The 21,148-nt window shown below is 67.9% G+C and carries 21 protein-coding genes; 10 read left to right on the top strand and 11 right to left on the bottom strand.

Going from position 1 to position 21,148, the window contains the following annotated elements; translation table 11 throughout:
• Positions 1 to 85: 85 nt before the first annotated feature.
• Positions 86 to 1,153, bottom strand: coding sequence for an alanine racemase (alr, locus tag VG556_RS16125; RefSeq protein WP_014645804.1), 1,068 nt, complete (start codon positions 1,151 to 1,153; stop codon positions 86 to 88).
• Positions 1,132 to 2,436, bottom strand: a complete 1,305-nt coding sequence (locus VG556_RS16130; protein WP_014645803.1) for a D-amino acid dehydrogenase — start codon at positions 2,434 to 2,436, stop codon at positions 1,132 to 1,134. The genes alr and VG556_RS16130 overlap by 22 nt, the downstream gene beginning before the upstream one ends.
• A 149-nt stretch (positions 2,437 to 2,585) precedes the next feature.
• On the opposite strand from VG556_RS16130, the gene VG556_RS16135 reads away from it, so the two are divergent.
• Complete coding sequence (locus VG556_RS16135; protein ID WP_004140558.1) at positions 2,586 to 3,065, top strand: Lrp/AsnC ligand binding domain-containing protein; 480 nt, start codon at positions 2,586 to 2,588, stop codon at positions 3,063 to 3,065.
• A 110-nt stretch (positions 3,066 to 3,175) separates the two neighbouring features.
• Here the strand turns inward: VG556_RS16135 and VG556_RS16140 are convergent, their stop codons facing one another.
• Positions 3,176 to 3,355 (bottom strand): hypothetical protein, encoded by a 180-nt coding sequence (locus VG556_RS16140; RefSeq protein ID WP_014645802.1) that lies wholly within the window; start codon positions 3,353 to 3,355, stop codon positions 3,176 to 3,178.
• Positions 3,356 to 3,499: 144 nt separating this feature from the next.
• Positions 3,500 to 3,874: a classical arabinogalactan protein 4 gene (locus tag VG556_RS16145; RefSeq protein WP_100449309.1), complete on the bottom strand. Its 375-nt coding sequence runs from the start codon at positions 3,872 to 3,874 to the stop codon at positions 3,500 to 3,502.
• A 140-nt stretch (positions 3,875 to 4,014) separates the two neighbouring features.
• On the opposite strand from VG556_RS16145, the gene msrB reads away from it, so the two are divergent.
• The 5 genes from msrB to VG556_RS16170 all read left to right on the top strand — a co-directional run bounded on the left by msrB (position 4,015) and on the right by VG556_RS16170 (position 7,258).
• Positions 4,015 to 4,482: a peptide-methionine (R)-S-oxide reductase MsrB gene (msrB, locus tag VG556_RS16150; RefSeq protein ID WP_005415117.1), complete on the top strand. Its 468-nt coding sequence runs from the start codon at positions 4,015 to 4,017 to the stop codon at positions 4,480 to 4,482.
• Positions 4,483 to 4,573: 91 nt separating this feature from the next.
• Positions 4,574 to 5,428 (top strand): flagellar motor stator protein MotA, encoded by an 855-nt coding sequence (gene motA / locus VG556_RS16155; RefSeq protein ID WP_014645799.1) that lies wholly within the window; start codon positions 4,574 to 4,576, stop codon positions 5,426 to 5,428.
• A gap of 3 nt (positions 5,429 to 5,431) precedes the next feature.
• Positions 5,432 to 6,382, top strand: a complete 951-nt coding sequence (gene motB, locus VG556_RS16160; protein WP_014645798.1) for a flagellar motor protein MotB — start codon at positions 5,432 to 5,434, stop codon at positions 6,380 to 6,382.
• 97 nt (positions 6,383 to 6,479) lie between these two features.
• The gene (locus tag VG556_RS16165) at positions 6,480 to 6,968 is read left to right on the top strand and encodes a hypothetical protein (RefSeq protein WP_049408290.1); all 489 of its coding nucleotides are present in this window, start codon (positions 6,480 to 6,482) and stop codon (positions 6,966 to 6,968) included.
• Between the two features lie 14 nt (positions 6,969 to 6,982).
• Positions 6,983 to 7,258, top strand: a complete 276-nt coding sequence (locus VG556_RS16170; protein WP_049408292.1) for a DUF4031 domain-containing protein — start codon at positions 6,983 to 6,985, stop codon at positions 7,256 to 7,258.
• A gap of 55 nt (positions 7,259 to 7,313) precedes the next feature.
• On the opposite strand, the gene VG556_RS16175 is transcribed toward VG556_RS16170, so the two are convergent.
• Complete coding sequence (locus VG556_RS16175) at positions 7,314 to 7,856, bottom strand: DUF6630 family protein (protein WP_032959249.1); 543 nt, start codon at positions 7,854 to 7,856, stop codon at positions 7,314 to 7,316.
• Between the two features lie 90 nt (positions 7,857 to 7,946).
• On the opposite strand from VG556_RS16175, the gene VG556_RS16180 reads away from it, so the two are divergent.
• Positions 7,947 to 8,195, top strand: coding sequence for a DUF3297 family protein (locus VG556_RS16180; RefSeq protein ID WP_005415112.1), 249 nt, complete (start codon positions 7,947 to 7,949; stop codon positions 8,193 to 8,195).
• A 79-nt stretch (positions 8,196 to 8,274) separates the two neighbouring features.
• On the opposite strand, the gene VG556_RS16185 is transcribed toward VG556_RS16180, so the two are convergent.
• The 3 genes from VG556_RS16185 to VG556_RS16195 form a co-directional block, all read right to left on the bottom strand.
• Positions 8,275 to 9,924, bottom strand: coding sequence for a Na+/H+ antiporter (locus VG556_RS16185; protein WP_014645794.1), 1,650 nt, complete (start codon positions 9,922 to 9,924; stop codon positions 8,275 to 8,277).
• A 117-nt stretch (positions 9,925 to 10,041) separates the two neighbouring features.
• The gene (locus VG556_RS16190) at positions 10,042 to 10,830 is read right to left on the bottom strand and encodes a dioxygenase (protein ID WP_049408294.1); all 789 of its coding nucleotides are present in this window, start codon (positions 10,828 to 10,830) and stop codon (positions 10,042 to 10,044) included.
• A 31-nt stretch (positions 10,831 to 10,861) separates the two neighbouring features.
• Positions 10,862 to 11,272, bottom strand: coding sequence for a DoxX family protein (locus VG556_RS16195; protein WP_046428617.1), 411 nt, complete (start codon positions 11,270 to 11,272; stop codon positions 10,862 to 10,864).
• Between the two features lie 96 nt (positions 11,273 to 11,368).
• On the opposite strand from VG556_RS16195, the gene VG556_RS16200 reads away from it, so the two are divergent.
• Positions 11,369 to 12,250 (top strand): LysR family transcriptional regulator, encoded by an 882-nt coding sequence (locus VG556_RS16200; protein WP_049408296.1) that lies wholly within the window; start codon positions 11,369 to 11,371, stop codon positions 12,248 to 12,250.
• Positions 12,251 to 12,409: 159 nt separating this feature from the next.
• On the opposite strand, the gene VG556_RS16205 is transcribed toward VG556_RS16200, so the two are convergent.
• Entirely contained in the window at positions 12,410 to 15,472 is a 3,063-nt protein-coding gene (locus VG556_RS16205) for a bifunctional diguanylate cyclase/phosphodiesterase (RefSeq protein WP_032959255.1), read from the bottom strand.
• Between the two features lie 176 nt (positions 15,473 to 15,648).
• Between VG556_RS16205 and VG556_RS16210 the strand changes: the two genes are divergently transcribed.
• A complete protein-coding gene (locus VG556_RS16210; protein WP_032959257.1) occupies positions 15,649 to 17,760 on the top strand; it encodes a M13 family metallopeptidase in 2,112 nt (703 codons plus the stop codon).
• A 206-nt stretch (positions 17,761 to 17,966) separates the two neighbouring features.
• Here the strand turns inward: VG556_RS16210 and VG556_RS16215 are convergent, their stop codons facing one another.
• Positions 17,967 to 19,139: an MFS transporter gene (locus VG556_RS16215; RefSeq protein ID WP_100449307.1), complete on the bottom strand. Its 1,173-nt coding sequence runs from the start codon at positions 19,137 to 19,139 to the stop codon at positions 17,967 to 17,969.
• Positions 19,136 to 20,350, bottom strand: a complete 1,215-nt coding sequence (locus VG556_RS16220) for an MFS transporter (protein WP_049406328.1) — start codon at positions 20,348 to 20,350, stop codon at positions 19,136 to 19,138. Before VG556_RS16220 ends, VG556_RS16215 begins: the two co-directional genes overlap by 4 nt.
• Positions 20,351 to 20,483: 133 nt before the next feature.
• Here VG556_RS16220 and VG556_RS16225 point away from each other — a divergent pair, with 133 nt between their 5' ends.
• Entirely contained in the window at positions 20,484 to 21,071 is a 588-nt protein-coding gene (locus VG556_RS16225; RefSeq protein WP_100449306.1) for a TetR/AcrR family transcriptional regulator, read from the top strand.
• Positions 21,072 to 21,148: the final 77 nt, after the last annotated feature.

The raw sequence follows: 21,148 nt of genomic DNA on the forward strand, positions 1-21,148 counted from the left end.
GCCGGCAGGTGTCGACCTTGGTCGACACGCATTGCACGGTGCCGACCAAGGTCGGCTGCTACCAGAGCCGAGCGCGGGCTCGGCTCTACACGTAGACTTTCGCCACGCGCTTGACCGCGCACGGCAGCTGGTAGGCACTCACGCCGCAGCGCGGCGCCAGTTCCGACAGCGTCGGCGCAGAACCCCACAGTTCCACCACACTGCCGATGCCGGCCTGCGCATGCGCGGTCAGGTCCACCGTCAGCATGTCCATCGACACGCGCCCGATCAGTACGCCGGGCTGGCCATCGATCAGTACCGGCGTGCCGTTGGGGGCGAACTGCGGATAACCGTCGGCATAGCCAAGCGCGACCACGCCCACGCGGGTGCGCGCCTTGGCCACGAAGCGTGCGCCATAGCCCACCGGCTCACCGGCCTCGATCCAGCGCTCGGCAATCACCTTCGACTGCATCGTCATCACCGGGCGCAGGCGCTCGGTCAGCGCGGTGTTGTCCGGCAGCGGATTGGCGCCGTACAGCATCAGGCCCGGGCGCACCCAGTCGCTGCGTACATCCGGCCAGCCCAGCAGTGCCGGCGAATTGCACACGCTGGTCTCGCCGTCCAGGCCGTCGATGGCGCGCGCGAAGGTCGCCGCCTGTTCATGGGTGCGTTCGCTGTCCAGCTCGTCGGCACGCGCCAGGTGGGTCATCAGCACGATGCGCTCGACCTGCGGCAGCGCCGACAGGCGTGCATGCGCGGCGCGGAAGCTGTCCACGTCCAGGCCGAGGCGATGCATGCCGCTGTCCAGCTTCAGCCACACGGTCAGCGGGCGCGGGCTGTCGAATGCGACCAGCGCTTCCAGCTGCCACGGCGAGCCCACCGCGAACCAGAAATCGTGCTCGGCCACCAGCGCCATGTCACTGGGTTCGAAGATGCCTTCCAGCAGCAGGATCGGCGCACGGATCCCGGCCTGGCGCAGTTCCAGCGCCTCTTCAATGGTGGCCACGCCGAAACCATCAGCCTCGCCTTCCAGCGCCTGTGCACAGCGCACCGCGCCATGGCCATAGGCATCGGCCTTGATGATCGCCAGGGCCTTGCCACCGCCCAGTTCACGGGCAAGCCGGTAATTGCTGCGCAGGGCGCCCAGATCGATCAGCGCGCGGGCAGGACGCATGTGCGGTTCTCATGTTGCGGGGCGTGACCGTACTGGCCGTAGCGGAAAATATCCAGGCCTTCGGTGCTGATCTGCGGCTGGCGCGCGCTCATCAGGTCGGCCAGGTAACGGCCCGAGCCGCAGGCCATGGTCCAGCCCAGGGTGCCGTGGCCGGTGTTGAGGTACAGGTTGCGGAACGGCGTGGCGCCGATCACCGGCGTGCCGTCCGGCGTGGCCGGGCGCAGGCCTGTCCAGAACTGTGCGCGCGACAGGTCGCCGCCCTTCGGGTAGAGGTCGCTGACCACCAGCTCCAGGGTCTCGCGACGACGCTGCGACAGCGACAGGTCGAAACCGGCCACTTCGGCCATGCCGCCGACGCGGATGCGGTCGTCGAAGCGGGTGACCGCCACCTTGTAGCTCTCGTCGAGGATGGTCGAGGTCGGCGCCATCGCCGGGTCGGTGATCGGCAGGGTCAGCGAATAGCCCTTCAGCGGGTACACCGGCAGGTGCATGCCCAGCGGTGCGACCAGCGCCGGCGAATAGCTGCCCAGCGCGACCACGAAGCGGTCGGCGGTTTCCCGCTTGCCGTCGATGCGCACGCCGGTGATGCGGTCGCCCTCGAACTCCAGGCCGGTGATGTCCTGGTCGAAGCGGAATTCGACGCCGGCGTCCACGCACATCTGCGCCAGGCGCCGGGTGAACAGCTGGCAGTCGCCGGTCTGGTCACGCGGCAGGCGCAGCGCGCCAACCAGGCCGTCGACATGGGCCAGGGCCGGTTCGGCCTGGATGATGCCGGCGCGGTCCAGCACCTCGTACGGCACGCCGTACTGGGCCAGGATCTCGATGTCCTGCGCAGAGGCATCCAGCTGCTGCTGGGTGCGGAACAGCTGCGTGGTGCCCAGGTCGCGGCCTTCGAACTCGATGCCGATCTGCGCGCGCAGCTCGTTCAGGCAGTCGCGGCTGTACTCGGACATGCGCACCATGCGCGCCTTGTTGATCGCGTAGCGCTCGTGGGTGCAGTTGCGCAGCATCTGCCACAGCCAGCGGTACTGGGCCAGGTCCATGCCCGGCTTGATCGCCAGCGGCGCGTGCTTCTCGAACAGCCAGCCGATCGCCTTCTTCGGCACGCCCGGGGCTGCCCACGGCGAGGTGTAGCCGAACGACAGCTGGCCAGCATTGGCGAAGCTGGTCTCCAGCGCCGGGCCGGGTTGGCGGTCGATGACCGTGACTTCAAACCCGGCCTGTCGCAGGTACCAGGCACTGGTGGTGCCGATCACGCCGCTGCCGAGAACTAGGACTCGCATGGGACTTCTCCAACCCGATCATTCCCTGCACTGGAGCGTGCCGGGACCATAATTGGGGAAGTATAGACAGCCAATCCCAGTTGATTTGCCTGATTTGAAATCAACCGGCAGGATGTTCTCCTGCAATTCATTCCCCAAGGTTGACGGCCATGGCCACCCGTACCCGCGAACTGGACAAGATCGACCGCAAGATCCTGCGCATCCTGCAGGCGGAGGGCCGTATTTCCTTCACCGAACTGGGTGAGCGGGTCGGCCTGTCGACCACCCCGTGCACCGAGCGCGTGCGCCGGCTCGAGCGCGAAGCGGTGATCACCGGCTACCACGCCCACCTGGACCCGGCGGCGGTGAAGGCCAGCCTGCTGGTGTTCGTGGAGATCAGCCTGGCCTACAAGTCCGGTGACATCTTCGAAGAGTTCCGGCGCGCCGCCCTGAAGCTGCCCAATGTGCTCGAGTGCCATCTGGTCTCGGGCGACTTCGATTACCTGCTGAAGGCGCGGATCAGTGAGATGGCCTCCTACCGCAAGCTGCTCGGCAGCACCTTGCTGACACTGCCGCATGTGCGTGAATCCAAAAGCTACATCGTGATGGAAGAAGTGAAGGAAACGCTGAGCCTGCCGATTCCGGATTGAGGCGGTCGCAGGTTGGGGTCAGAGCCCGCGTTGCGGGATCCGGCCCCGGTCGGGGTCAGGCAAGGGGTCAGATCCCGCGCAGCGGACTCTGACCCCGGTCATGTCGACAGTCAGCGCTGCTGCGGATGCTTCTGCGAGCGCTGTTCCTGCTGCTTGCCACCCTTGTGCGGCTGCTGCGGTTCCATCTGTTGCTGTTGCTGCTGATGCTGCGGGTTGCGGCCCTGCGGTTCCTTGCCGGGATGACGGTTCTGCTGGTTTTTCATGATCGCGATCCAGTGGACAAAGGACATGCGGCGGCGGAATGCCGGCGCAGGGCCACGGTGGTCCCGGCACGGTTAATCGCAGGCGAAAAAGCAGTGATCGGCAGGATGTTGTTTTCGTGCGTTCAGGCCGTGCAGTGTGTGGAAGCTGCCACCCTTGCCTGGCATCCGAGGTCAGCGCTTGATCTGCTGCCCATCGCCGGCCGGCACGCTGTCGTAATAGCGGCCGGTACGCGAATCGAACACCCGGTTCGGGCCAGCCGGGCGCACGCCAGGCACGATGCGGCCATTGCGGTCATAGACCTTGTCGGCCGGCCTCGGCGCCGGGGCGGGCGCAATCCGGGCAGGACCCGTGGACCTGATCGGCTGCGCCGGCTGCGGCGACGGCAGCACCTGCGGCTGCGGGCGTGCGGCCTGCGGCGGCGGTACCACCGGCGCCGGAGCCACGGTGGTCGCGCTGCGGGTGACCGTCGGGTCGGCAGCAGGCACCTGGGCCAGCGCCAACGTGGGCAACAGGGCCATCAGCAGCAGGGGAAGGGTCGGTTTCATGGCACGCTCCGGCGTGGATCGCATTTACCTTGCGCCTGCACCTGTGTGCCGCCCATGAACGGCCGTCACACTTGCAAGCGCGCGCCGGCACCCCCACGTTTTCCGGCATCCCCAGGCCATCGACCCCACGGAGAGCCGGCATGACTGCCTTCGACCTGACGCCCCCCACTGCCACCCAGACCGAGGCGCTGATCGCCGGCCTCAGCAGCGAAGAGCGCCGCGTGCTGCTGCAGCACGGTACCGAAGCGCCGTTCTGCGGCGTGTTCCTGGACAACAAGCGCGAGGGCGTCTACTGCTGCCGGCTGTGCGCGCTGCCGCTGTTCCGCTCCAGCACCAAGTTCGATTCCGGCACCGGCTGGCCCAGCTTCTTCGCCCCGTTCGACCCGGCGCACGTGCGCGAGATCCGCGATACCAGCCATGGCATGGTGCGCACCGAGATCACCTGCGCGCGCTGCGGCAGCCACCTCGGCCACGTATTCCCGGATGGTCCGCCGCCCACCTACGAGCGCCACTGCCTGAACTCCGTCTCACTTTCGTTCACCGGCAATGGCGAGCCCTGGCCCGACCCGTTGCAGCGTGGCGGCGCGGAAAGCGGTGTGGCGGGCTGAAACACCCCGCTGACCGATTTCACAGAATTCCCTCTTCAGAAAACCGGGTGACGGGCCGACAAGGAGATATCCCCCCTCCTTGCGTCGCCCCATGCTCATCATCGTTGGATTCCTGGTCGTCATCATCAGCGTGATCGGGGGCTACCTCGGTGCCCACGGCCGCCTGGGTGCCCTCTGGCAGCCCTACGAGCTGGTCATCATCGGCGGTGCCGCACTGGGCGCGTTCCTGGTCGGCACCCCGGCCAAGACGGTCAAGCAGACCCTGCAGGCCATGGTCGGTGTCTTCAAGGGTCCGCGCTACAAGCAGCAGGACTACATCGATGTCCTCAGCCTGCTCTATGAACTGCTCAACAAGGCCCGCCGCGAAGGCTTCATGGCCCTGGAAGACCATGTCGAGCGGCCGGCCGAGAGCGCCCTGTTCGCCAACTACCCCAAGGTGCAGGCCGACCACCACCTGATCGACTTCATCACCGACTGCCTGCGCCTGATGATCGGCAGCAACATCGAGCCGCACGAGCTCGAGCCGCTGCTGGAGCTGGAACTGGAGAAGCACCACGCCGAGGCCATGGCGCCGTCGCAGGTGCTGACCAAGGTCGCCGACGGACTGCCCGGTTTCGGCATCGTCGCGGCGGTGCTCGGCATCGTCATCACCATGGGCTCGATCGGCGGTGACATCGTCGAGGTCGGTGGCCACGTGGCCGGCGCGCTGGTCGGTACCTTCCTCGGCATCCTGCTGGGCTACGGCTTCGTCGGCCCGATGGCGGCAGCAATGGAGGCCCGCGCCGAGCAGGACAGCCGCATCTACGAATCGGTCAAGACCGCCCTGCTGGCCTGCCTGCGCGGCTACAACCCGAAGATCGCGCTGGAATTCGCCCGCAAGACGCTGCCGTCGAACGTGCGCCCGGCCTTCTCCGATTTCGAGCAGCACCTGAAGACGGTCAAGTAAACCATGGCCGAGACCAAGCCCACTGTCATCGTCCGCCGGGTCAAGAAGGCCGGCCACGCCGCCCATCATGGCGGTTCGTGGAAGGTGGCCTATGCTGACTTCGTGACCGCGATGATGGCGTTCTTCCTGGTGCTGTGGCTGATGGCCACCACCAACAAGAACGACCGTGCGGCCATTTCCGAGTACTTCCGCAACCCCAGCCCGCTGAGCGGGCAGAACGCCACGCCGGCGCCCGGCATGGCCGGTCCGGGCGGCGCCAGCACCTCGATGATCAAGCTGGGTGGTGCCACCGACATCTCGCGCGGCAGCAGCAACGATCCCTTCCAGAACCAGAAGGAAGCGGTGCCACAGCCGGTGGACCAGCAGCAGCGCGACAAGCAGCAGCTGGAAGCGCTGATGAAGGAACTGCAGGAAGCGATCAGCAGGAGCCAGGCACTGGAGCCGTTCAAGGACCAGCTGCTGCTGGACCTGACCCCGGAAGGCCTGCGCATCCAGATCGTGGACAAGCAGAACCGGCCGATGTTCGACCTCGGCAGCGCTACGCTGAAGCCGTACACGCAACAGATCCTGCACGAGCTGGCCAACTACCTGAACCATGTGCCGAACCGGATCAGCCTGACCGGCCACACCGACATCACCGCCTATTCGGCCGCGCGCGGCTACGGCAACTGGGAGCTGAGCGCCGATCGTGCCAACGCCGCACGGCGTGCGCTGGTGGACGGTGGCCTGGAGGACAGCAAGATCACCCGCGTGGTCGGCCTGTCTTCGTCGGTGCTGTTCGACAAGGCCGACCCGCAGAACCCGATCAACCGCCGCATCAGCATCGTGGTGATGACCCAGGCCGCCGAAGCGGCCGCCCTGGCCGGTGCCGGCCCGCAGGTGGGACTGTCGGCGCCGACCGCGGACCCGGACGTGCAGGCCGCGCAAGGTGAGGCCGCGCCCGTGGCACATTGAACCGGGGTCAGATCCCTTTCCCATGGAAAGGGATCTGACCCCGCCTGCGTGCGGCCGGTACAATGGCGGTCTTTCCGTTTCCAGGTGACCCCACTCCATGTCCCAGAACTCCAAGGCCAAGCGCGACAAGCGCAAGAAGCAGCAGGCCAAGCGCCCGTTCCTCCGCCTGAATGCCCAGCAGCAGGTGCAGAACCATGCCGTGCTGACCAACGAAGACGGCCAGGTGGTCGCGGCCATCGGCCTGCAGGGCCGTGAGTGGCTGCTGGCGATCGGCGGCCAGACCATGGGCAACGCCGAGAATCCGGTACCGATGCTGGCCATGCTCAAGCACCTGGCCAACGTGCAGGAGAAGGAAGGCCGCAAGGTCAACCTGGAGTACTCCGAACTGCTGCAGAAGCTGCTGGACACCCTGGCTGCCGAATCCGAGCAGACCGCTGACGAATACCTGGACAAGCTGGTTGCCGAGTTCGAAGGCGTCGACGCCGCTGAAGGCGAAGAAGGCGAAGCCGTCGAAGGCGACGCGGCCGAAGAAGCCGCTGCCGAGGCCGCCCCGGCCGCTGACAGCGACAGCAAGCCGCAGGCCTGAACCGGCCGCGGCGGGTGACGGTCTACGTCGATGACGCGGTGCATCCCTGGCGCGGACAGCGCTGGGCGCACCTGATGGCCGACACCCTGGCCGAGCTGCACGCGATGGCGGCGCAGCTCGGCATTCCCCTGCGGGCCTTCCAGAACAAGGCCAGCGGTGCGCACTACGACGTCACTACCGAGCTGCGCGCACAGGCAATAGCGCTCGGTGCGCGGGCGATTTCCCGGCACACCGACCGTGACCTGGTCAAAGCGGTGATTGCCAACGCCAGGGCGCAGTACCGGCCGTAGGCCGCGCCCAGCAGATCGTCCCCGCCGGGTCGTGCCCGGCGGATCGGCCCATCGCTCAGAACGGGTCGCTGCCCAGCCGGATTTCCACGTTCAGCAGCGAGCACAGCGCCAGCATCGCGTCGTCGTCGCGGGTCAGCGCCATCACGCCGGTGAAGCCGTCGCTGCCGGCATCCACGCTCCACAGCGTGTAGTTGTGCTCGCGCAGGCGGTCGAAGGCGGTGGACATCAGCTGCACGCCGTCCAGGCCCTCGGCGAAGTCCTCGTCGTCCAGGTCGCCGCCCCAGTCCAGCTGCAGGTTGAAGCGCGCCGACAGCTCGTTCACCGCCGACTGCAGCGATTCCAGGTCATCGCGCTCCACATCGAAACCGGACTGCCAGGCGATGGCGGTGAACAGCGCCGGCAGCCAGTCGCTGTCCGCTTCCAGCGGCTGCCCGTCCTCGGACAGGTGCTCGCGCCAGCGGTTGAACTGCTGCAGGGCCAGCTCTTCGTCGCCCGGGTTGATCAGCACCAGCAGGTTCCAGACCCGCGCCTCGAAGCCCTCCTCGTCGAAGTCGTGGATGTCTTCCTCGAAGTCGAAATAGTCGCTGTTGTCGGGCATGGCGGAACGTCCTCTGGGGCAGGCCCGCATTCTACGGTTTATCCTGTGCCGCTGAAGCCGGCCTTGGTGGCCGTCACTGTGAATGAAGCGATGAGCGATACCCCTCCCGACCACCTGGCGATCAACCCGGCCAGCCCCTTCCATGATGCGCAGGCGCTGGAGCGCGGCGTTGGCGTGCGTTTCAACGACGTCGAGCGCGACAACGTCGAGGAATACTCGGTCAGCGAAGGCTGGATCCGCGTGCAGGCCGGCAAGGCCCGCGACCGCCGCGGCAATCCGATGACCATCAAGGTCAAGGGCAAGGTCGAGGTGTATTTCCTGGACCAGAAGCCGGAATAACCCGCTGTTCCGACCTGGGGTCAGGTCCCTTTCCTGCGGAAAGGGACCTGACCCCGCTCGACGGCGCACGACCGCCGCGTCATTCGCGCTTGCGCGATTCCAGCAGGTCCAGGTTGCGGATCAGGCGCCGCGAGATCTCATCGGAGATCACCCCGCGCCGGGTCAACCGGAACAGTTCCTCGCGCTCGGCATTCAGGCCCGCGCTGCGCAGCTGGCGGTAACCCAGTTCCATGCGCCGCACCTTCTCCGGGTCCACGTCGGGGCCGTCGTTGTCTTTCTCCAGGTGCCGCTGGTACAGCAGGCTCACCCGCGAGGCAGCATCGTTGTACAGCTGCACGTTCTCGGTGTTCTGGTTCATCACCAGCTGCTGGCGCATGCGTTCGACCCCGGCCAGCGCGGCCTTCGAGGACAGCTTGCGTGCCAGGTCCTCTTCCTTGCGCTCGCCCGAATCGGCTGGCAGCTGCAGGCCCTTCAGCAGCTGCGGCAGCGCCACGCTGGCGCCGATCAGCGAGAACAGGATCACCGCCGCGGCCAGGAAGATCACCAGGTCGCGCGCCGGGAACGCACTGCCATCGGGCAGGAACAGCGGCAGGGTCAACACACCGGCCAGGGTGATCGCGCCGCGCACACCAGCCACCGAGGTCGCCACCACGATGCGCCAGTTCGGCGCCTCGCCCCGCTCCAGGCCACGGCGGCGCGCGCGCAGCAGGTTCCAGCGCAGCGACAGCCATACCCACAGCAGGCGCAGCAGGATCAGCGCCAGGTTGATCACCACCACGTATACCAGCAGCCACCAGGCACTCTGGTGGCCGGACTCGTTCATGGTGGTGGTGGCGCGCTCGACGATGCCCGGCAGCTGCTCGCCCAGCAACACGAACATGATGCCGTTGAAGCTGAACTGCAGCATGTTCCAGACGCCCGCGCGCTGCACGCGCATGCTGCCGGAGACACGGCCGGTCAGCTCGACGTAGCTCATCGCGATACCGGCGGCGACCGCAGCGAGGATGCCCGAGGCATGGATTTCTTCGGCGAGCAGGTAGGCCGCGAACGGAATCAGCAGGTTGACCAGCATCGCCGCACCCGGCTCTTCGCCGAAGCGGCGCCACAACCAGCGCTGGAAGGTGGACACGCCGAGGGTGACCGCCACGCCCACGGCAAGGCCGGCCACCGCCACCCACAGGAAGGTCAGCGAGGCCGTGGCCAGCGAGAAGGAGCCGGTCATCACCGCGGCCACCGCGAAACGGAAGCAGACCAGGCCGGACGCATCGTTGAGCAGCGACTCGCCTTCCAGGATGTGCATCAGGCGCTTCGGGATCGGTGCCTTGGAGGCGATCGCCCCGACCGCCACCGGGTCGGTCGGCGAGACGATGGCCGCCAGCGCGAAGCACACTGCCAGCGGCATCACCGGAATCATCCAGTGGATCAGCAGGCCGGCGCCGATCACGGTGAACACCACCAGGCCGAACGCCAGTTCGAGGATCGCGCCCTTGTCGCGGAACAGGCCCTGCTTGGGAATGCGCCAGCCGTCCAGGAACAGCAGCGGCGGCAGGAACAGCAGGAAGAACACTTCCGGCTCCAGCGCATGGCCGCGGTTGAACACGCCGGCGATCACCGCGCCCAGGCCGATCTGCACCAGCGGCAACGGCAGCGAGAACGGGAGGACGCGAACCAGGTAGCCGCTGGCGACAACGGCCACCAGCATCGCCAGGACGACTTCAATGGTATGCATGCTTCTTCCAGGAAGCGGCGCGTGGGGAGGCACGAGGGCCAGCGCCGGAAACCCGGAAAAAACTACCACATGCGGCCCTGACCGCGACGGCCGGGGCCGCCGCGCGTCAGCCCCGGCTCATGCCCCGTCGAACCGGTACAGATCCATGGCCAGGAAGCCGGCATCGATGCCAGCGTCGATGCGGCGTGCGCCGAAACCGCCCTCACCGGCCGCTCCCATCGCGAAGAACAGCGGCAGCAGGTGCTCGTCGGTCGGGTGCGCACGCTCGGCGAACGGGGCCTGCCGGCGGTAATCGAACAGCGCCTGGCGGTCATCAGCGGCCAGCCGCTGCTCCACCCACTCGATGAAGGGCCGCACGTATGGCGCTTCCTTGCCGTCCTGGTAGTCGCCCCAGTCGTGCAGATTGTGGGTGATGCTGCCCGAGCCGACCAGCAGCACGCCTTGTTCGCGCAGTGGTGCCAGCGCGCGGCCCAGCGCGAACTGATGCTCGGGGCCGAGCAGCGGCTGGATCGACACCGGCACCACCGGGATGTCGGCCTGCGGGCGCAACAGCCGCAGCGGTACCCACGCGCCGTGGTCGAGGCCACGCTGCGGGTCGATGGCCACTGGCAGGCCTGCGGCGGCGATGCGGCCAGCCACTTCTTCGGCCAGTGCCGGATCACCCGGCGCCGGATATTGCAGTTCGAACAGCCCGCGCGGGAAGCCACCAAAGTCGTGGATGGTCGGCGGCTGCGGATGTGCGCCGACCAGCGGCTGCCGGCCCAGCCAGTGCGCCGAGGCCATCACGATGGCGCGCGGCGGCGGCAGGTCGCGCGCCAGCTCGGCCAGGCGCACACCGACCTGGCCCGGATGCAGGGCGGTCATCGGCGAACCATGGGAGATGTACAGCGAAGGCAGGCGGGACATGGAATTCTCCAGTTGCAGGATCAGGCGGCGATCAGCGCGAACGCAGGGTCCACTTGCCATCGCCGACCAGGAACAGCACCACCAGCGCCAGCGCCCAGAACGCCGGGTATTCCCAGCCGCCGCCGGCATTGGCGAAACCGAAGCCGTTGGCGCCGTGCACGGTGACGATGGTGCCCAGCAGCAGCGGCACGCCGACCAGGCCCACCCAGCGCGCATAGATGCCCAGCAGGAGCGCGACAGTGATCACCAGCTCGACGCCGAGGGTGAGGTAGCCAAGCACGCCGGGCAGGCCCAGCGACTCGAAGAATGCTGCCGTGCCGGCCGGGGTGAATACCAGCAGCTTGGTCAGCGCATGGACCAGGAACAGCACGCCCAGGGCCAGGCGCAGCAGGGTGGCGCCATACGGGGCCAGCGGCGAAACAGGAGCGGTCGTGGCGTGCATCGGAAAGCACCTTGAAGGGAGTGGGCTCAGGTTATTGCGCCTTCACGGGCCGATAAATACGATCGATTGACCGTATTTATTTCAGAAGGCGCAACAATGGACACCCTTGAGGCGATGCGCGTGTTCGTGGCGGTGGTCGAGCGCAACGGCTTCAGCGCCGCCGCCCAGGCCCTGGACATGTCCACCGCCGGCGTTACCCGCCAGGTCGCCGCACTGGAAAAGCGCCTGTCCACCCGCCTGCTCCATCGCACCACGCGGCGGGTCAGCCCCACCAGCACCGGCGCCGCCTACTACGCCCAATGCGTGCGCCTGCTGGCCGAGTTCGACGCGCTGGAGGCCAGCATCGGCGCGCAGGCGCTGGAGCCCTCCGGCATGCTGCGCATCAATGCACCGGTCAGTTGGGGCATCGCCCGCCTCGGCCCACTGCTGGCCAGTTACCGCGAACGCTTTCCGCAGGTGGAACTGGACCTGGCCCTGTCCGACCGCCTGGTGGACATGGTCGAGGAAGGCTACGACGTGGCCATCCGCATCACCCGCGAGCCGGGCCCCACCCTGATCGCCCGCCGCTTGGGCGAATCGCGGGTGAGCCTGTGCGCCGCGCCGGCCTACCTGGCCGCACGCGGCGCCCCTCAGACCCCGCAGGACCTGCAGGCGCACGCCTGCCTGGGCTACAGCTACTGGGCCGCCGGTGACCACTGGCCGCTGCAGGGGCCGGGCGGCGAAGTGAAAGTAGCGGTGAACAGCCTGCTGCACGCCAACAACGGCGACGTGCTGCGTGAAGCGGCGATCGCCGGCATGGGCGTCATCCTGCAGCCCGACTTCCTGCTGGAAGACGCGCTGGCCGATGGCCGCCTGGTGCGCGTACTGCCGGAATGGGAGGCCTCGCCGATCGGCATCTTCGCGGTCTACACCAGCCGCAGCCACCTGGCACCGAAGGTGCGCAGTTTCATCGACCATCTGGTGGACACCGGGGTGTAGCCGAGTCTGGCGCTTGCCGGTAGTGCCGGCCGCTGGCCGGCACATACGAACCCCGTCATGCTTCGGTCGGGTAGTGCCGGCCGCTGGCCGGCACATACGAAGCCCCGTCGTGCTTCGATCGGGTAGTGCCGGCCGCTGGCCGGCACATACGAAACCCGATCAGGCGGGGACCTCATCCAGCGCGTCGATGATCTGTTCCAGCGGCGCCGGCCGCCCCAACAGGTAGCCCTGCACCTGGTCACAGCCATGCGCAGCCAGCCAGTCCAGCTGCCCCGGCGTCTCCACGCCTTCAGCGATGATGGTCAGGCCCATGCTGTGGCCCAGCGACAGCAGCGCGCGGCAGATCGAGGCATTGCGTGGATTGGTTTCCACGTCGGCGACGAAGCTGCGGTCGATCTTCAGGATGTCCAGCGGCAGGTGCTGCAGGTAGGACATGCTGGAATAGCCGGTGCCGAAATCATCCAGCGACACGCGGATGCCCTGCTCGTGCAGGCGCTGCATGGTCTGCATCGCCTGTGCCGGCTTGCGCATCAGGCTGCTCTCGGTCAGCTCCACGTGCAGCGCGCCACGGGCCAGGCCGAAATCCTGCTGGGCACGGGTGAATTCGGCCACCAGGTCGCTGTTGAAGAACTGAACCGCCGACACGTTGACCGCGATCGGCAACTCACCCCACCCGGCCTCGACCAGACGGCGCTGCGCCTTCGCCGCCGCGCGGATCACCCAGCGGCCCAGTGCCAGGATCAACCCGGTGTCCTCGCACAGCTGGATGAACTCGTTGGGCGGGATGAAGCTGCCATCGGCCTGCGGCCAGCGCAGCAGTGCCTCCAGCGCTGCCGGGCTGCCATCGCCGGCATGCCGGATCGGCTGGAAATACAGCTGGAATTCGTTGTCGATGGCGGCATGGATGCGCCCGGCCAGGCGCAGGCGGTCGGCCAGGCGCGTGGTCACGGCCGCGTCGAACCAGACCACCACGTTGCCCTCGGCGCGCGCCGCATGCGCGGCCTGCGCGGCCATGCCGATCACCTGCTCGGCCGTGTGCCCGTCACCAGCGATGTGCACGGCCACGCCGATGCGCGGCTCGAACTGGTGCAGCGAGTCCTTGCCGCGCATCGGCGCCGACACGATCTGCAGCAGGTCGTCCAGCACGCGCTGGGTATCGTGCTCGGCACCGATGGCGAAGACGAAATCCTCGGCCGGCTGGAACGCCAGCGTGCCACAGCGTGCGCCCAGGCCCCCGAGCCGGGTCGCCATCGACTGCAGCACCGCATCGCCGATCTCGCGGCCCAGCGTATCGGCCACCAGCTGCAGCCCGCGCAGCTGCACGAAGGCGATGGTGTAGCCCTCCTCCTGCTCGTCCAGCTGTTCGGTCAGGGCGCGCACATTGAGCAGGCCGGTGGCCGGGTTGTGCCGTGCCTGATAGGCCAGGTCGCGCTCGTAGGCCAGACGCTCGCTGACATCCTCGGCCAGCACCAGGCACGCGGGCTGTCCGTCGAAGTCGAGCTTGGACAGGTGTGCGCGCACCTCGAACACACTGCCGTCCTTGCGCCGGTGCAGGCGCACGGTCGCGTCGGGGGGATCGCCCACCTGCGCCCGCTGGATGGCACCACGCACTTCGTCCCAGCCTTCGCGCGGGCGGATGTCGAGGATGCTCATCGCCAGGAACTCGTCGCGGCTGTAGCCGTACTGGCGCACTGCAGCGTCGTTGACCTCGATGAAGCGCAGCGTATCCGGGTCGAACACCCAGAACGGTGCCGGATTGCGGTCGAACAGCAGGCGGAAGCGGCGTTCCACTTCGCTCATCTGCTCGCGCGCCTGATAGCGTTCGCTCAGGTCGGTCAGCGCACCGATCATGCGCCGCTCGCTGTCGGCCACTTCCACCCGCTGCCCGCGCGCGCCGACCCAGCGCACCTCGCCCCCGGGAAGCACCAGGCGGAACACCTGGTCGAGCACAGCGCTGCCGGCGAAGGCCTGGTCAAAGGCCTGCTGCAGGCGCGCGGCATCATCGCGATGCACGCGCGCGAAGAAATCCGCGACCGGCAAGGCGTCGGTCTGTACCCCAAAGATCTCGCGGGCCAGCGGCGACCAGCGCAGCAGCGCGGCGTCCTCATCCACGTACCAGGTGCAGACACGCCCGACCTGGTGCGCCAGGCGCAGCTCGGCGTGGCCCGTCTTCAGTTCCTCGGCCATCGCCTGCTGGCTGCGGGTGCTGCGGCGCACGGCGTACAGCAGTACCAGCAACACCGCGATGTAGGCCAGTACGATCGCCACCGACGCCTTCAGGTACGGCCACCACGGTGCGAGTACATCTTCGTCGGCCAGGCCGACCTGCACCGCCAGCGGGCTGCGTTCGAGCGTGCTGATGGTGAGGATGCGCGGCACGCCGTCGACAACGCCGGGCATGCTGCCCAGCTCGACCACTGCCTGCGTGCCGAGCAGGTCCCGGCGCGGCAGGTCATAGCGGCGGCCCACCGTGCCATGCGGATCGGGTACGCGGGCCAGCATGTAGCCCTGGGCATCGCTGATCGAGACCAATCCGTTGGGACCGACATCCAGGCCGCCGACGATGCGCTGCAGTTCGCCACAGCGCAGCCGTGCCAGCAGCCAGCGCCCATCGGCCATCGGCAGCGCCAGCGGGACCACCCAGCCCCCGTCGCTGGCGCGCTGCGGTGGGCCGATGTACAGCGCGCTGCCCGAGCCGCGCCGTTGCGGATCGGTCCACAACGGCAACTGCAGGTCGCCCTTGCCGGCCGTCAATGCGCGGCCATAGCTGTCGAGCACCACGATGCTGTGCAGTTCGGCGTGCCGGCGCAGCACGCCGCCGATGGAGGCATCCAGCAAGGCCGGCGCCTGTGCCGGCACGCTGCGGAACAGTTCCGCGGCGTCGGCGGCGATGCCGGTCATGGCCCGCTCCAGGTTGCGCAGCTCCAGCGCCAGCAGGCGCTCGCTGCCCACCGCCAGCGCGCGGCTCTGCCGCTGCGCCGCTTCCAGGCGGCGGTGGTGGTCGTTGACCAGCATGAGGGCCAGACCGGTCACCAGCAGTACGCCCAGCAGCACACCGCCCCAGGTGATGGCGCGCAGCGGCCGGGCCAACGCCCGTTTCAGCGCGGGCATCGGTTGATGTTCCTTGTGCAGTCGGCTGGCTTCATGCGCGAACGAATCCTCCACGTCCCCGACCTCAACGGCCGGCGGACGCCATTCTTGACGCCTGACCCCATCCTGCATGGCCACCTCCCCGTGTCCGCGCAGGGCTCGAGGGTCCAGCATGCACCACCCCGGTGACGGCGTGAAGATCGCATCCGCACGTTCAGCCAGATCCTGCACAGGGCGGGCCCCGCAGGGGGGCGGCCAGTGGCGCCGGAGCGGATTAGACTTGGGGTTTTCCGCTGCAAGAGAAGTCCATGTCCAAGCTGCGCCGTCCCACCCTGGCGCTGGCCATTGTTGCCAGCCTGTCCCTGGCCGCCTGTGACCGCCCGGCCGACCCGGCCGTCGGTGCCACCGCGCCGGCCGATGCCGCCCCCGCTGCGGCCAAGCCGATGCTGGGCAGTTTCGGCTTCGATGCCAGCGGCATGGACCGCAGCATCGCCGCCGGCGACGACTTCTTCGGCTTCGCCAACGGCACCTGGGTGAAGAACACCGAGATTCCGGCCGACCGCTCGCGCTTCGGCAGCTTCAATGTCATTGCCGAGAAGACCCTGGCCGACACCCGCGCCATCCTGGAAGGGGCCGCCGGCAACACCCAGGCCAGCGGCGACGACAAGTTGATCGGCGACTACTACGCCGCCTACATGGACGAAGCCGGCATCGAGCAGCACGGTCTGGCGCCGGTGCAGCCGCAGCTGAAGGCCATCGATGCGATCGCCGACAAGGCCGGGCTGGCCCGCGCACTCGGCGGCGACCTGCGCGCCGACGTCGACCTGCTCAACGCCACCAACTTCTACACCGACCGCCTGTTCGGCCTGTGGGTGTCGGTGGACATGCTGCAGCCGGATCGCACCGCGCCGTACCTGGTGCAGGGCGGCCTGGGCATGCCCGACCGCGATTTCTACCTGGGCGATGGCCGCATGGCCGAACTGCGCAAGCAGTACCAGGCCTACATCGCACAGATGCTGCAGCTGGCCGGCGTCGCCGACCCGGCCGGCAAGGCGCAGCGCATCCTCGCGCTGGAAACGAAGATCGCGCAGGCGCATGCCACCCAGGAAGAAACCAACGACGTGACCAAGGGCGCCAACCCCTGGACCCAGGCCGACTTCAATGCAAAGGCGCCGGGCCTGGACTGGAACGCCTTCCTCGATGCGGCGGCGCTGGGCAACCAGCAGGACTTCATCGTGTGGCAGCCCAAGGCCGTGGCCGGCCTGTCCAGGCTGGTCGCCACCGAGCCGCTGGACGCCTGGAAGGACTACCTGGCGTTCCACGCGCTGGACCGTGCCGCCGCCTACCTGCCGAAGAAGTTCGCCGATGCCCGCTTCGCCTTCCATGGCACCGCGCTGAGCGGCACGCCGCAGCAGAGCGACCGCTGGAAGCGCGCGGTGGACGATGCCAACCATGCCGTCGGCGAAGCGATCGGCAAGCGCTACGTCGAAAAGCACTTCGACGCCAGGACCAAGGAGCGTGCGGACGAGATGGCGAAGAACATCATCGCCGCTTTTGCCAAGCGCATCGACGCGCTGTCGTGGATGTCGCCGCAGACCAAGGCGCATGCCAAGGCCAAGGTCACGGGCCTGACCGTGGGCATGGGCTATCCGGAGAAGTGGCGCGACTACACCGGCCTGGAGATCCGCCGTGATGACCCGCTGGGCAATGCACAGCGCGCCGAGCTGTTCGAGTACCAGCGCAACATCGCCAAGCTGGGCAAGCCGGTCGACCACAGCGAGTGGGCGATGCTGCCGCAGACCATCAATGCGATGAACGTGCCGCTGGAGAACCGCCTGGTGTTCCCGGCCGCGATCCTGCAGCCGCCGTTCTTCGACGGCGCTGCCGATGACGCGGTGAACTACGGTGCGATCGGTGCGGTGATCGGCCACGAGATCAGCCACGGCTTCGACAACGCCGGCGCGCTGTTCGACGAGACCGGCAAGCTGCACAACTGGTGGACCGCCGAGGACCTGAAGCAGTTCAACGCCGCCGGTGATGCGCTGGCCGCGCAGTTCAGCAGCTACGAGCCGTTCCCCGGCGTGCACGTGAACGGCAAGCTGACCCTGGGCGAGAACATCGCCGACGTGGCTGGCCTGGGTACCGCCTACGATGCCTACCAGCTGTCGCTGCAGGGCAAGCCGGGCCAGACCCTGGAAGGCTTCAGCCCGGACCAGCGCTTCTTCCTCGGCTTCGCCCAGGCGTGGCGCAGCAAGAGCCGCGAGCAGGCGCTGCGCAATTCGCTGCTGACCGATGTGCATGCCCCGGGCCAGTTCCGCGCATTGACCGTGCGCAACATCGACGCCTGGTACCCGGCGTTCGAAGTGAAGGAAGGCCAGAAGCTGTACCTGGCCCCGGACAAGCGGGTCAAGGTGTGGTGATGTAACCGGAACGGGCGCCGCAAGGCGCCCGTTTCATTTCCGGGTAGCGGCCAACCATCGTCGGCGCATGCCTCGTTCTGGTGGATGCCAACCTTGGTCGGCACATACTCCGCTCTGGTGGGTGCCGACCTTGGTCGGCACATACTTTGCTCTGGTGGGTGCCGACCTTGGTCGGCACGGGGTAGGAATCCACGCATGGCGTGGATCTACCTGCGGGTGATGGCAGCCATCAGCAGGGCACTCCCAGCCAACACCGCCGCAGCCCACAGATTCGCATGCAGGCCCACGCCATCCAGCAGGCGGCCACCACCCCACGCACCCATTGCGATGCCGATGTTGAATACCGCCACATACAACGCGGTGGCGATCTCCACGGCCTGCGGCACCGCCTTCATCATCCAGCTCATCAGGCCCACCGATACACCGCCATAGGCCAGACCCCACAGCAGCAGCACCGCAATACCTGCGGAGGGCATATTTCCCACCCACAGGAACAGCAGAGGCGTCAGCAGCAGGCCCGAGGCTATCGCCAGCAGCATGCCCAGTGGATGGCGCGCAGCCAGCGGCCCGGCGATGAAGTTGCCGGCGATGCCAGCCAGGCCGTACCCAAACAGCAGTGCACCTATCCACGACGCATCCACGCCCGATACGGACGTCAGCAGCGGCCGCACGTACGTGAAGGCGATGAAGTGCCCGGACACCAGCAGCCCGGTCAGCCACAGGCCACGCCGCAGGTTGCGCTGGCCAAGCTGCTGCACGAACTGACGCGGCCGCACCGATGTGCTGACCGGCAACGCGGGAACCACCCGCAGATGCAGCAGCATCACCGCCGCACTGAACAACGTCATCGCCACGAACGCGCTGCGCCAGCCCAATGCATCCCCGATCAGCGCGCCCAACGGAACGCCGAGCACCGAAGCTGCGGCCACGCCCCCGAAGATGATCGAGGTGGCCAGACCGATGCGCTGCGCAGGTACCAGGCGCGCTGCCAGCCCACCGGCAATGCTCCAGATGCCGCCCATGCAGAACCCCACCAGCACACGCGCGGCCAACAGCCAGCCGATGCCAGGTGCCAGCGCCGACGCAAGGTTGGCGACCAGCAGCAGGCCCAACAGCGCACACAGGATGCGGCGACGATCGATGCCACCGGCTGCGATCACCGCAAGCGGGGCGAACACTGCCGCCAGCAGGGCGGGCAGTGAGATCATCAGGCCGGCGGTGCCGGTGGACGCGCCGAGATCTTCGGCGATGGGAGTCAGCAGGCCGACCGGCAGCATTTCGGTGGTGACCACCGAGAACGTGGCGAGGCCGACGGCGGAGACCGCCCACCACGGATGGCGGGGCACAGACGCGGCATGCGCAGGCGATGAAGCGCTCACGGGATGATTCCTTCAGGGGATGTGGACGCGGCAGACGGGCGCAGCGCACGTTGCACGAGCAAGGCGAACAGCAGCACGCCACCGCCTGCCGCCAGCGCAACCACAAAACCGCTGCGCACGCCCGCCGCATCGACGCTCTGTCCGGACAGCGCCGCGCCCAGCGCCACGCCGATGTTGAGGCCGGCCAGCAGCCACGTCATGCCTTCGGTCAGGCGTGCTTCGGGCACGCGTTGTTCAACCAGCGACATCGCCACGATCATCGTCGGCGCGAAGAACACCCCGGCCAGCAGTACCGCAGCGGCCAGTGCCGGCAGACTGCCGACCCACAGCAGCGGCAACGTGGTCAATGCGGTGGCCGCTGCTCCGGCCAGCAACAGGCGCGGCAGAGGCATCGGCAGCTTCAGGGCACCAAACAGCAGGCCCGCCGCGCAGCTGCCCAGCGCGTAGGCCGACAGCACCCAGCTGGCAGCTAGTGGCTGTCCGCGCAGCTCGGCCAATGCCACGCTGGTGATGTCGACGGTGCCGACGATCACGCCCATCGCCAGCATCAGCAACGCCAGCAGGCGGATCTCCGGTTGCCGCAGCAGCGAGTGCGAGGATGTTGCACCTTCGTAGTGCTGTATCGGCGGCTCGGTGCCCCGCTGCAGCACCAGTGCGGCGACGCCGGCCACCAGCAGCAGGGCGGCCGCCAGTACGCCGGCCTGTGGCCATACCGCCACCGACAATCCGACGGACAACGGTGGCCCGGCGATGAAGGTCACCTCGTCGAACACGGTCTCCAGCGAATACGCGGTCTGCAGCTGTGGTCGTCCGCGATGGGTCGCGGTCCAGCGCGCTCGCACCATCGCCGACACGCTGGGCATGCAGCCGGCCAGCATCGCCGCAACGAACAGCGTCCAGTCCGGCGCGGCCAGCAGCGTGCACGCGAGCAGCAACAGCAGACCGGCCGCACTGGCCGCAGTGGCCCATGGCAGTACCCTGCCCTGCCCGCGCCGGTCGACCCAGCGCGACACCTGCGGCGACAGCAACGCATAGGTCAGCACGAAGGTGGCCGACACCGCACCGGCCAGTGCATAGCTGCCGCGCAGCTGGGACAGCAAGGTGATGATGCCGATACCGGTCATCGGCAGCGGCAGGCGTGCCAGCAGCCCGGCCAGGGCGAGGCCGGCGGTGCCGGGGGTCGCGAACAGGTCGCGATAGGGGGTGGCCATCAGGTTCTCCAAGGCAGCGACTTGCCTGGCGCACGGGGCGCCATGACAATACATACAGGGCGTATGAATAAGAGGCTACATTCATACGCGCCGTATGTAAATAATCATGCACTATGTATGTAAGGAGCTCTGAATGGTTCGCCGCACCCGCGCGGAGATGGAAGAAACCCGCGCCACCCTCCTGGCCACCGCCCGCCGGGTGTTCAGCCAGCATGGCTATGCCGCCACCTCGATGGACGACCTGACCGCCCAGGCCGGGCTGACCCGCGGCGCGATGTACCACCACTTCGGCGACAAGAAGGGTCTGCTGGCGGCTGTCGTCGCCCAGCTCGATGCCGAGACCGACCAGCGCCTGCAGGCGATCAGTGATGCCGCCGACGATGCCTGGGAGGGCTTCGTGCAGCGTTGCCGCGCGTACCTGGAGATGGCGCTGGAACCGGAGATCCAGCGCATCGTGCTGCGCGACGCGCGCGCGGTGCTCGGTGGCGCCTCACCGGAATCGCAGCGCCACTGCGTGCATTCGATGCAGCACCTGATCGAACATCTGGTTGCCCAGGGCGTGGTGGCACCAGTGAATGCGCAGGCGCTGGCGTCGCTGATCTATGGCAGCCTGGCCGAGGCCGCGTTCTGGATCGCCGAGGGCGAGGATGGCGACGTGCGCCTGCGGCAGGCGACGGCGGCGCTGGAGATGCTGTTGCGCGGGTTGAAGTCGGCGGGGTAAGGCCCATCCACGCATGGTGTGGATCTACTGCGGCATCCGCTCGGGTAGAAGCCAACCTTGGTTGGCGCTCCTGCGGC

The sequence above is a fragment of the Stenotrophomonas sp. CASM106 genome, from assembly GCF_049384825.1.
GTDB lineage: Bacteria > Pseudomonadota > Gammaproteobacteria > Xanthomonadales > Xanthomonadaceae > Stenotrophomonas > Stenotrophomonas muris.